Here is a 10,526-nt window from a genome sequence, read left to right as displayed (position 1 = left end):
CATCCACGTACAGAGAACCGGCCCGACGGCGGGACATGGAACAGTTCAGCCTCGACGGGCAGTTCCTCGAGGTGCTCCGGGAACAGGCGCGATCCAGCGTTGTGCCGGAGACAGAAGAAAGCCAGGACCGAAGCGTGCGGTCCTGAACGAAACCGAACATCTGACGAGCGGGCCGGCACATGTCGGCCCTTTTCGCGTACAAAAAAGGAGTGGGTGGATATGTCGGTTGCAAATCTGACAAGTGAGCAGGAAATGGACGTGGACAGAATCAAGCACGAGCTAAAAGATGAAGGGGTGGATTTGACGGACTGGAACCTTTATTCGGTTGAGGAGACGGGTGATGTCCGTAACTATGTATTCTTGCATCCGAATGATGAAGACGATATACAAGTGAGTGTAGACGACTATGTGGTGTTCAACATAACGGGATCAGGCATTCCTGAAAGTCAGCCTTCGATCAAGAAGTTGATACGTACGATCATCAAAACCACCGTTGATCTCTCGAAAGACGAAAGAAAATTCCGTGCGACCCTCTTACGGAATCATGCCGTATACTGGGACGTTCTAAACGAGATGGACATTCACTTGTCGTTGCTCGACCACTTTGAACCGAACGAGTATGAAACGAAAGAAGAGTTGGCGAAGGGTATCGTGGAGTCACTGGGAGAATCTTCGGAAGAACGGGAAGTCGCAGAAAGACTACATGCATACATTGAAAACTGGTGGTGGGTGAAAGGGATGCATCTTGTGTTGGATTTCATCGTCAAGGAAGGGATCGACATGACGGGGTGGGTCAACATCGGCGATAAATCCGATCTATCAAGAGGAGATTATCGCTTCTATCATCCGTTCACGGAAGAAGAGTTTGAAATCAGTTGTGGTGAAGAGAACGCATATAAGCCGACCCCACAATATCTAGAGGACAGTGTGATAAGTGTTCCCTGCGTGAAAGAAGCGAAAACGATTCGAGAAGCCATCGAACTAAACCTTGCATTTCGAGATCATCCAATCGGAAGAGAAAGAATGAATCAAGATCGAGAATCCGACGATGACCGACAAACGGTCGACATGAAACGAATCATCAAGCAGTTCGAGACCGAAGGATTCGACACGACAAGATACAAATTGCACGAAATCGCTGAAACCGACGGTCGGACGATGTATTTCATCGGGAGCGACGATTTCAATTATGAAGTGACGATGGTATCGACGGATTCAGGGAAGTTTGCGCCCCACTACTACCGGAACAATGGATTCGAGCGATACGAACTGGCCGAAGCAGACTCGATCGTCGAGGCGATCGAACGACGCGAAGAATACGTCCAATTCTTGAAGTTGCGGGATATCCGATATGAGAGTACCTGTCTGAGCCCGGAACAACAAAGAGACATGGAACGTGTGCTCGAAGTGCTGGAAGCGGAACGTAAAAACATCGACCTCGACCTGTGGGCATTGCAAGGGTTCGAGGAAGAGGACGGGATCAGGCAGTATTTTTTAATTCATGAGAACGGAGAAGACGATCTTCTTGCGACCGTCAACCGAGACGGGAACTGCACCGTTCGTGACGTGCCCATCGTCCCGACTGAAAGTGATGCATACATCTCGCATATCCCACTGGAAGAAGTCCCGATCCTCTGCGATTACAGAATGGATGATGTGAAAGACGGCATCGTCTCGGTGAAGGAGGTCGAGACGGGCGAGATGGACCGTCTCTTGCAACTGATCGAAGTCGCATCGATCGATACTGCGGGACTTGTATTGTCTGAAATCTCAAAGGGTGTAGACTATACGGTATACATCCTGATTCGGTCAGATCAGCAGAAAATCAGACTGTGCCTGTAAACTGCCTGTCTGCCACCTGAATGAGAGACAAACATGGAAGGAGGGAAGACGGATGCTCCATGAACTGAAGATTTGGCCGGAGTATTTTGACGCGGTCGAGGCTGGCCTGAAGACGTTCGAGATTCGTCAGGACGATCGCGGATACAAGTCCGGCGATGTCCTGACCTTGCGTGAGTACGACCCGACTGAACAAGCGTACACCGGCCGGGCGTTGTGCCGACGCGTGACATACATGACAGCGTACGCCCAACGGGGCGGCTATGTCGTGATGGCGCTCGGGGATGTCGTCACGGGCAAGGGCGCCGAACAAACCGTATCTTGACGAGGGGGTGCCGACCGGCGCCCCTTTTTTTGTGTACAACGCGAAAATGAGGGTATAAAATAAGAACAAACGTTCTTATAATTGCTTGGGAAAAGTGGAGATGGACCATGACGAGATATGTCGACCGGGGCGAGAAGAAATGGGTCCCGTTCCTGATGCCGATCTTTGTGATAAATACGGTACGGAAATCGAAATCATTGACAACGCAGAAAAGACAGAGGAACAAGAACTGGTGGAGGACTTGATTCAAATCGTCACCGTGTTCAGTTGTCGATTACAAGGGAAACGAGCGAATAAAGCCAAGAAAATCATCAAGGAGTTGATGGAGGATGATACGGGCCAATAAGGTCAGGTTACGCCCGACTAAAGAACAAGAGATACAATTGTGGCGTTCGGCCGGCACGGCACGATGGATATTCAACTGGACGTTGAGAATGCAAGAACTGAACCATCGGTTCGGCGGAAAATTCATTCGGGACAACGATCTACGGAAACACATCACAAAAATGAAGAAACGACGACAATATGCGTGGTTGAACCAAGTATCCAATAACATAGCCAAACAAGCCGTAAAAGACGCTTGTGATGCCTATAAAAAATGGTTTATGGGCATGAGTGGGAAAAGTCGGTTGAAGGTGGAAAAGCCACGGTTCAAGTCAAGGAAGAGGTCGAGGCCGGCCTTTTATAATGACAATGTCAAACTGAAAGTGAAACCGAAGTCCGTGTTGCTTGAAAAAATCGGCTGGGTGAAAACGAGCGAGCCGTTGCCGATGAATACGAAATATTCCAACCCACGAATCAGTTTCGATGGAAAGTATTGGTACATTTCAGTCGGCGTAGAGATGGAGCGCCCCGTACAGAACCTGACAGGTGAAACACTTGGAGTCGACCTTGGCATCAAAGACTTGGCGACGGTTTCAAATGGCAGAGTCTATAAAAACATCAATAGGACAGGGAACGTGAAACAGATTGAGAAACGACTACGTCGGTTACAACGTAGAGTCTCTCGGAAATACGAGATGAATAAGAAGGGGAACCGGTTTATCAAAACGTGTAACATCCATAAATTAGAACAGAAGATTCGACATATCCATCGAAGGCTAGCGAATATTCGTCAGAACCATTTACATCAAACAACAACGGAGATCGTGAAAACCAAGCCGTCAAAGATTGTTGTAGAGACGTTGAATGTAAAAGGGATGATGAAAAACAAGCACTTAGCAAAATCAGTTGCACAACAAAAATTCTACGAGTTCAAACGCCAACTTCAATATAAGTGTGAAGATTATGGTATTGAGTTGGTGGAAGCAGATCCGTTCTATCCAAGTTCTAAGTTATGCCATGGATGTGGTCATAAGAAAGTGGACTTAAGATTGTCAGACCGTACCTACCATTGTGACCGATGCGGATATACAGCGGACAGGGATTACAATGCGAGTCTGAACTTGGCTGGTTATAGCGCTTAAACTACGAGTTTCCACTGAAACAGAAACGTAGATAGTAGGATTCGTTGCATCCGAATTGACGCCTGTGGAGTGTTAGAACAAACGAGAGTAGCGAGCAAGTGGCAAAATCGGACACGTAGAAGCAGGAAACAAACATAAATCTGATACATGTTATAACTGGTTAGAAAAAATCATCAGATTTATGGCAACGGATTGTTACGGTTGTTGGTATTATAGTAATGAACACGTCGAATTAATAAGAATGTGTATCCTGTTAAAAGGAGTGGTGCGAAGTGATTTCAGGACAGCTGATGTACGAGGAGAGACACTATTCTTTTGAGTTAGACGAAAATACTTTTGTACTTACATTGCATCCTTTGGATTCGGAAATGGGTGTTTTCTTCAATCCTCTAGAGTTTCTTTTGGAAGGCCGGACCGATAACAGAAAATCACCAATTTGGTTGATTGGAGAAGAGTATGAAACAGACAGACAGCTTTTGTTCGTAGTAAAACATATCCAAACGAAAACTAGACGCGACTATAGGCATTCTGAAACAAAAACGACATTGATTGCTAGGGTTGAAATATATATACACTTCGAAAGTAGGGAATTTTTCTCATCTCCAGACGAGATTAAAGAGAGATTGGATGTCAATGCGATATCTTTTGAAGGTCCCGAAGTCGATGGTTTTTTCCCTGTAGTTCCGTACGAAATCAGCGGAATGAATAAAGATGGAACTATTGCGCTGAATGTAAGAGATTACGGAAATACCAGCGAAAAATTTTCATTTCAGTACAGAGAAGATAAGACGATAGAAACACTCCTCTCTATTCTCAGAAAAGCTAAGTATGGGTCTAGGAACCCCCTTCAATTTTCTCGACGCTTGACCCATTCATTTGAATCTACGAGTGATTTAACATTTTTGGAAAACCTGATCTTAGACACGAGAAAAGTATTCATGTTTCTGACTTACAGAAAAAACGTTCATTTTGAAAGCATCAGCTTGAAACGTGGGGAAATGGGTGAACTTGAAACGGTGGGGCAAGTGTTTATGCGCTTTTACGGAGGAGAACGTGTTGAGGAGTCGTCGAAAATAGAGAAGCGAATCATAGACCACACATTGATTGGTCAACAAATGCCCAAGCTGTTTGAACTCATATCTAAGGACCAAATTTATATGGGACATGTTCCAGAAAGTCTGAAAGAGTCATGGTATATCACGAATGGACGTTATGTGATGGCAGTCGCAGGATTTGAGGCACAATATAAAAAAGTGAAAGGGGATTCCTCAGTTCAAACAGAATCTCATATACAAAGAGAAAAGGCGAAGGAAGAGCTGATATTGGAATTGGAGAAGAAGTTAGAAGACATAAAAGGAAAAAAACATCAGAAAAAAAGCAAGAAAATGTATCAAGGGATTATCACTCATCTTCAAAGTGATAAACGTTCACTGGAAGACAAGATAGAGGAAGCTTTTTCAAAGAACCGGCCTGTCATGGACTATTTTTTAAAACATTTGTACGAGGACTTAAACGGAGTTGACGTGGATTCTCAATCCTTAGGAGAACGGATTGCAAAGCATCGAAATAAATTTGCGCATGGGGATTTGGATTTTGAAGCCTATGAACTTTATATACTTGACTTTTGGAGTATAAAGTGGCTCTACTATGCGATGGTCCTCACAGAACTCGGGATGTCTGAAAAAAGTATCTATGACAGTATCAATAAATTATTTGATCGGAGACTTGTGAGTTACGACTATCTTTCCAGTGATGAGAACTCTCAAGAAAAGACACATGAACCAAATAAGGATACTTGATAACGCCTATTGAATTTGAGTATGAAGTAATTGAGAAGATTGAGATCACTACATTGATTTGGAGGGATAAATGATGGAGTGCAAATTTTGCGGTAATGAAACAAACGAATACGATCCTTTTCCTACGGTGTGCGAAAGTTGCTTCGAAGAAATTAATCTTGAGGACCCTCATGGAGAATGGATAAATTATGAATGAATGTTGGATGAAGAGTTTTGTCTTTAAAAATAAAGGGAGGAATTTTTCTGAATGTGCAAGCATCTTTTAATCGTTTTATGAGACAACATGGAGAATGGTTTGATGTGATACGGAATAGCGAAGTAGTTGCGCAAATACAAGGACTGCCAAACAATGATAAAAGTGGTCCCTATATCGGTTTTTACGAAGGTAGTGATGTTCACCAAGGGGACTGGATTAAAGGAACGAAGTCGAATAATTTACTTTACATTGATGACTTATTGTCAGAGTCGGCATATGGTAAGGTTTTTCAGGTTAAAGGGTATTATTTAACAGAAAGACAGTATAAAAAACTCGAAGAAGAAAAAGAGGCATCAATTAAACCTAATGTAAATTACTATCTTCATGGAGATAATTCAAGAGTTAATAACCACTCTAAAGATTACTCAGTCAACGTCATTAACGCATCTACAAACGAAGTGATTAATGAGATTCTAAAAGTTCTAAAAGAGAGTATAGATGACAAAAACGAAATTGATAGATTAGAAAAAATTTTAAAAGATATGCAGAACACTCAAAATACATCTTTATTTGTTGATCATTATAAAAACTTTGTATCGAGTGCTGCTAATCATATGACAGTTTTAGCTCCATTTATACCTGCTTTAAGTCAAATGATTGGTAAATAGCCTCTCCTACTGAATCCAAATGGTGAGTGGAAGGTTATGTCGAAAGAAATCAGACAGAAAGCCACATAAAAAAGAAAGGGCACCTTGGCCCTTTCTTTTTTATGACATCACTAAGTCTTTTTTAGGTTGGTCGTCATCCTGTGCGACCAACTGGAGACGAAGGTCGAGCACCTTAGAAATTTTGAGTAGCGTCTCCAATTTCGGGACAACAAGCTCTCGCTCCATCCGTGCGATCGTCGACTGGGCGACGCCGGCGAGTTCGGCGACATCGCGTTGGGTCATGCCCATGTCTTTACGACGTAGCACGAGCTGGGTGATGAGCTCGATCTCAAGATGGTCTGATTCATCAAGGGATGTGAGTTTTGACCGCATGTCACTCAATAGCATATGGGTTCATCCTTTCTTCTGCCAATTCTTCAGGGCTGTCTCGGCGCGCTCGATCTCACGGCGAGGGGTCTTCTGTGTCGTCTTATAAAAATGATGCAGAATCAAGACGGTGTTCCCTTCCATGGCGAACAAGATTCGCATGGAGCCGGGACGCATTTCCCAAATCTTATCTTTCAAATGTTTGACCTGGGGTTCCCCGGTCCGAGTGCCTCGTTCTTCAACGAGGCGGAAATGATGAAAGATTTGTTTCAAGAGGACGCGCTCGGGCTTGGAAGTTTTAGCCCGCTCATCCAGTTCCGACAAATGGCTCTCGAACGGGGAAGTCCCGTCTAAGCCATCCGCATATTCAAACTCAAAACGCATATGGTCACCTCGTTCATTCTCTATGATAGCACGTATGCATTCGAAAATCTAATCTGTGCTTGAATTTTGTGGTCTATAAAACGACCGTTAAAAGAACGAATTTGTTCGTGAGTTCACATAAAATACGAAAGGGCGTCTCGTCGCCCTTTTTGTTTTGGGTACGTTGTCCGTAAACCCGTCTTTTTATCAATGTCTGTTTTCTTCCGTGCTCGACGAGAAAACGGACGGTACTTTTCAAAATCTGCGTCCTTCTGGTAAAATGGCGACAAGGCAGGGAGGCGGTTCCTTGCCCGCATGTTTACAGCTCCTAATTGATTGGTTGTATTGAGAGTTAATTTAGGATGCCCTAGGTCCTGGTCGCGGAAACGATCGGGATCGGACGCCCTCCTCTTCCGAGGGGGCGTCTTTTGTTGCGCTTTCCGAGAACTTTGCTATGCTAGATATATAGGGATTGCTGATCCCTTTCCGAATGCACTGTTTGTCTAATAACCATGGATACCGAGGTATGCCGTTCCTCGATTCCCGAATGTGAGGTCCCCTTATGGGGGCCTCTTTTCGTTTATTCGGTCGAGCGGTCCCGGATCAGCCCGGCCCCGCTTTTACGCCCCATCGGAGAAGGCGCTTTCAAAAAATGACAATCTCGATTTCGTTTTTGGACACCGCATTTCACTGGTTATGTTACATTTTCCTGTGCGACCTGATGGTCGCTTTACATACAAGGAAGTCCACTACATAGGATTTGGAGGGATTCGATGACACATCGAACGAACGACAGACAACACCCACACTGGAGACGATGGCTGAACGGGATCGCCCTCGCCGCATTGGTCGCGACGGCGCTCCCGACATCGGCATCGGCCGAGGGGCTCCCGCCCCACACCGACATGCCGGCCCCGGTAGTCCCGGCACCACGGCTCGTCAACCCGGACTATCCGCAGATGCCGGCCCCGACGGTCGAGGCGCACCTCAGCGCGCCGGACGCGGTGACGGGCCACCTCGACGTGTCCTGGGAGGCAATCCCGGGCGCGGAGAAGTACCAGGTCATCCTGTTCAACGGGGCGTACCACAGCTATTGGGACGTGCCGGCGACGGAGACGTCGTGGACGACGAAAGGAAAGGGCATGTTCCCGACACCGGAACAGCTCCAGACCGGGACGATCGACTACCTGCGCAACGGGTCGGGGATGGAACTCCTCGCCCAACCGTCGCCACTCTATGAGCAGGCATATGAGCAGAAGGGCGGCACCGACTACTCGTTCACGGACAACTACTACGTCCGCCTGACGGCGGTCCATGCGGACGGTGCCCGCCCGATCTCACCTGCGGTGACGGCCCGCATCCCACTCATGGAGCCCGACGAGGAGGAAGTTATCGTGACGGTCGAAGAGATGCAACAGGCGATCGAACAAGAAGGAGCCATGGCGTCAGACATTGAGACCGCCGAGGCATATGATGCCGGGGCATCCTTGTTGGACCCTTTGACAAATCAGGGTGTACTGAGCGACGAGCAGTTCCTCGAATTGAACGAGACCCTCGCAGAGGGTGTCCTCTATGAGGATGAGGAAGAAATAGCCGTCGAGCCATTCGGCACCTTGAACCCTCACGTCGGACGCATCCTCTACATCCCGAGCGCCCGCACCATGGGGGTGGTCGCCCACGGTCATGTCGAGGTCGGATCAGATGAGTACCTTCGTTTCGTCGAGGCGACCAAGGGGACGGGGGTCAAATCGCACTACAATCGATATAAAACCTATGTGGATTCGTTCAAAGGAAGAAAATTGCAGGGCTCAAACTTTGTGCTGAACGTCCACGGATCGACGACGACACAGAAACGGAAGGCCGGCTCCTATGCGGAGAACCAGGTGAACAAGCCGTACAGTATCGCCCCTGGGTTCGGGACGAGCTCGTTCTACTGTTCTGAGCTCGTCTATCGGGCATGGCGTGCCGGTGGGCGTGATGTCGGAAGTATCAACAATCGGTACTGGACCGGTGGCTATGTGTTGCCCTACCACATCTTCATCGATCTAGATACCCGAATCATCGGCAGGTTTTAATGCCGATGAGGAACAGTGTGCTCACGCGATGGGCGGCGTATTTATCCATGGTCCTGTTGTTGGGCGGTTGCGGGTATCCTGAGGAGGGCGAGGTTCGGAATGTGGTCGAACTGTACAACACCGGGATCACGAGCACGGACGACACATTGGTCCGATATGGCGACCAGGAAGTCGAGCTCAAGGACAGTGGCGGGGCTTACACGCTCTATGTGCTGAGGGAAGACCCGGATACCTATTGGGTCCCGACAGGGTCGGGCATCCTCCGGGTCTCGGTCGAGGACGGCGAACTGGATGTCATCCATGACGTCGAGGCGCCAGACGAGATGAATCCGGCCAGCCCGATCACCCAGAACGAGACCCATATCTTCTATGACGGGAACAGCCCGGTCCATCGTGACTCGCACTCGCAATGGTGCCGTGTCCCGAAAGGGAAGACGCAGGCCGACAAGGAATGCTTTGAAACAGGCAGACCGACGATTTATGGATTGACCGCGAGTGAAGATACCGTCTATACACTTAGCACACAAGACTATGGGGAGGATGAGGACTTTCGAGAGAGCATCTACGCCTATGATATGGAAGGGCAGCTTCTCAAAGAATACCCTCTGGATGATTACATCACCAAGTATGGACAGGTCATCTCGCTCCATTACTCGGATGGTGAGGTCTACATGGCCTTCTTCAACCACATCGGGAAGCTCTCGGCGGACGGGGAGATCACGATTTTGCCGTGGCAGGAACTCGGTGTGTTCGTGAACAATGGCATCTTTGCCAGCGATGACGAGGAACTTTTTGTGGTACAGGGAACGATGTATGAAGAAAAGAATCGGATTATAAAAATTGATAAAGAGACCGGCAAAACACAGGCTAGCCCACCGGTGTCAGATATTATCACAAGTCCGATGTTGGAGGATGGAGACATCTGTTTTAATGCATGGACCTCGATCTATCGTCTGAGTGCGGACACGCTTGAGACATCGGAAAAGCATGAGTGGTTCATGAGTAGACCGAAATGGGGACCGCCTGCCGAAATTCTGCCACTTTCAGATTTTGACCCGACACGTGACATTGAGGAAGTCGATAAACAGTGAGGAGGGGATGATGGAGCGATTGTGGTCACTGTACATCCTGAGCGAATATCAGGGCACGCCGAACCGTGACTCGGAGAGGACGTCGAGCTATATCGTCCGGACGCCTGACAGACCGCATCATCAACCCTATGGCCAAGAAAGGACGACGCGTGAGAAGACGCGTCGTCCTTTCGTCTGTCAGTCGAGGAAACGATGATGTTCCGGGATCGTGGCGAACATCGGCTCGGTGTCCTGGTAGGTGCGGACGATCTGGTCCCACGTCTTGTCCAGGAACTTGGCCGTGATCCGTTTCGGATAGGTGCCGGTCCGTTCGATCAACAGGTTCTCGACGACATACG

General features: G+C 47.6%; 10 protein-coding genes and 1 pseudogene. 9 read left to right on the top strand and 2 right to left on the bottom strand.

The genetic code is table 11. The annotated features are described in order from the left end of the window. Positions 1 to 219 precede the first annotated feature (219 nt). From GVY43_RS15200 to GVY43_RS15175, 6 genes and pseudogenes are all read left to right on the top strand, one after another. The gene (locus tag GVY43_RS15200) at positions 220 to 1,842 is read left to right on the top strand and encodes a hypothetical protein (protein ID WP_159563704.1); all 1,623 of its coding nucleotides are present in this window, start codon (positions 220 to 222) and stop codon (positions 1,840 to 1,842) included. Positions 1,843 to 1,894: 52 nt separating this feature from the next. Continuing rightward, on the top strand, positions 1,895 to 2,164 hold the full coding sequence (locus GVY43_RS15195) for an ASCH/PUA domain-containing protein (RefSeq protein WP_159563703.1): 270 nt from the start codon (positions 1,895 to 1,897) through the stop codon (positions 2,162 to 2,164). Positions 2,165 to 2,324: 160 nt separating this feature from the next. Then, positions 2,325 to 2,510: pseudogene (locus GVY43_RS15190) on the top strand (IS607 family transposase); the annotation flags it as partial. Continuing rightward, positions 2,494 to 3,630, top strand: a complete 1,137-nt coding sequence (locus GVY43_RS15185) for an RNA-guided endonuclease TnpB family protein (protein WP_159563702.1) — start codon at positions 2,494 to 2,496, stop codon at positions 3,628 to 3,630. The pseudogene GVY43_RS15190 and the gene GVY43_RS15185, both read left to right, overlap by 17 nt. Before the next feature lie 272 nt (positions 3,631 to 3,902). Further along, the gene (locus GVY43_RS15180) at positions 3,903 to 5,429 is read left to right on the top strand and encodes a HEPN domain-containing protein (protein WP_159563701.1); all 1,527 of its coding nucleotides are present in this window, start codon (positions 3,903 to 3,905) and stop codon (positions 5,427 to 5,429) included. Between the two features lie 213 nt (positions 5,430 to 5,642). Next, the gene (locus GVY43_RS15175; RefSeq protein WP_159563700.1) at positions 5,643 to 6,293 is read left to right on the top strand and encodes a hypothetical protein; all 651 of its coding nucleotides are present in this window, start codon (positions 5,643 to 5,645) and stop codon (positions 6,291 to 6,293) included. A 99-nt stretch (positions 6,294 to 6,392) separates the two neighbouring features. Here the strand turns inward: GVY43_RS15175 and GVY43_RS15170 are convergent, their stop codons facing one another. Together GVY43_RS15170 and GVY43_RS15165 are read right to left on the bottom strand one after the other, a co-directional pair. Then, positions 6,393 to 6,680: a helix-turn-helix domain-containing protein gene (locus tag GVY43_RS15170; protein ID WP_201302282.1), complete on the bottom strand. Its 288-nt coding sequence runs from the start codon at positions 6,678 to 6,680 to the stop codon at positions 6,393 to 6,395. 6 nt (positions 6,681 to 6,686) lie between these two features. Then, complete coding sequence (locus tag GVY43_RS15165; RefSeq protein ID WP_159563699.1) at positions 6,687 to 7,043, bottom strand: type II toxin-antitoxin system RelE/ParE family toxin; 357 nt, start codon at positions 7,041 to 7,043, stop codon at positions 6,687 to 6,689. Between the two features lie 1,001 nt (positions 7,044 to 8,044). Here GVY43_RS15165 and GVY43_RS15160 point away from each other — a divergent pair. Genes GVY43_RS15160 through GVY43_RS15150 form a run of 3 tightly spaced genes read left to right on the top strand, consistent with a single transcriptional unit; the run spans position 8,045 to position 10,384 of the window. Continuing rightward, positions 8,045 to 9,097 (top strand): hypothetical protein, encoded by a 1,053-nt coding sequence (locus GVY43_RS15160; RefSeq protein ID WP_159563698.1) that lies wholly within the window; start codon positions 8,045 to 8,047, stop codon positions 9,095 to 9,097. A 17-nt stretch (positions 9,098 to 9,114) separates the two neighbouring features. Next, a complete protein-coding gene (locus GVY43_RS15155) occupies positions 9,115 to 10,188 on the top strand; it encodes a hypothetical protein (RefSeq protein WP_159563697.1) in 1,074 nt (357 codons plus the stop codon). Positions 10,189 to 10,198: 10 nt separating this feature from the next. Continuing rightward, positions 10,199 to 10,384 carry a hypothetical protein gene (locus tag GVY43_RS15150; protein WP_159563696.1) on the top strand — a complete coding sequence of 62 codons (186 nt, stop codon included), beginning with the start codon at positions 10,199 to 10,201 and terminating at the stop codon, positions 10,382 to 10,384. Positions 10,385 to 10,526 lie beyond the last annotated feature (142 nt).

The sequence above is a fragment of the Exiguobacterium sp. 8H genome (assembly GCF_902506255.1).
Classification (GTDB): domain Bacteria; phylum Bacillota; class Bacilli; order Exiguobacteriales; family Exiguobacteriaceae; genus Exiguobacterium; species Exiguobacterium profundum.
Note: the sequence above shows the minus strand (reverse complement) of the source record. Positions and strands in the feature narration are given on the sequence as shown.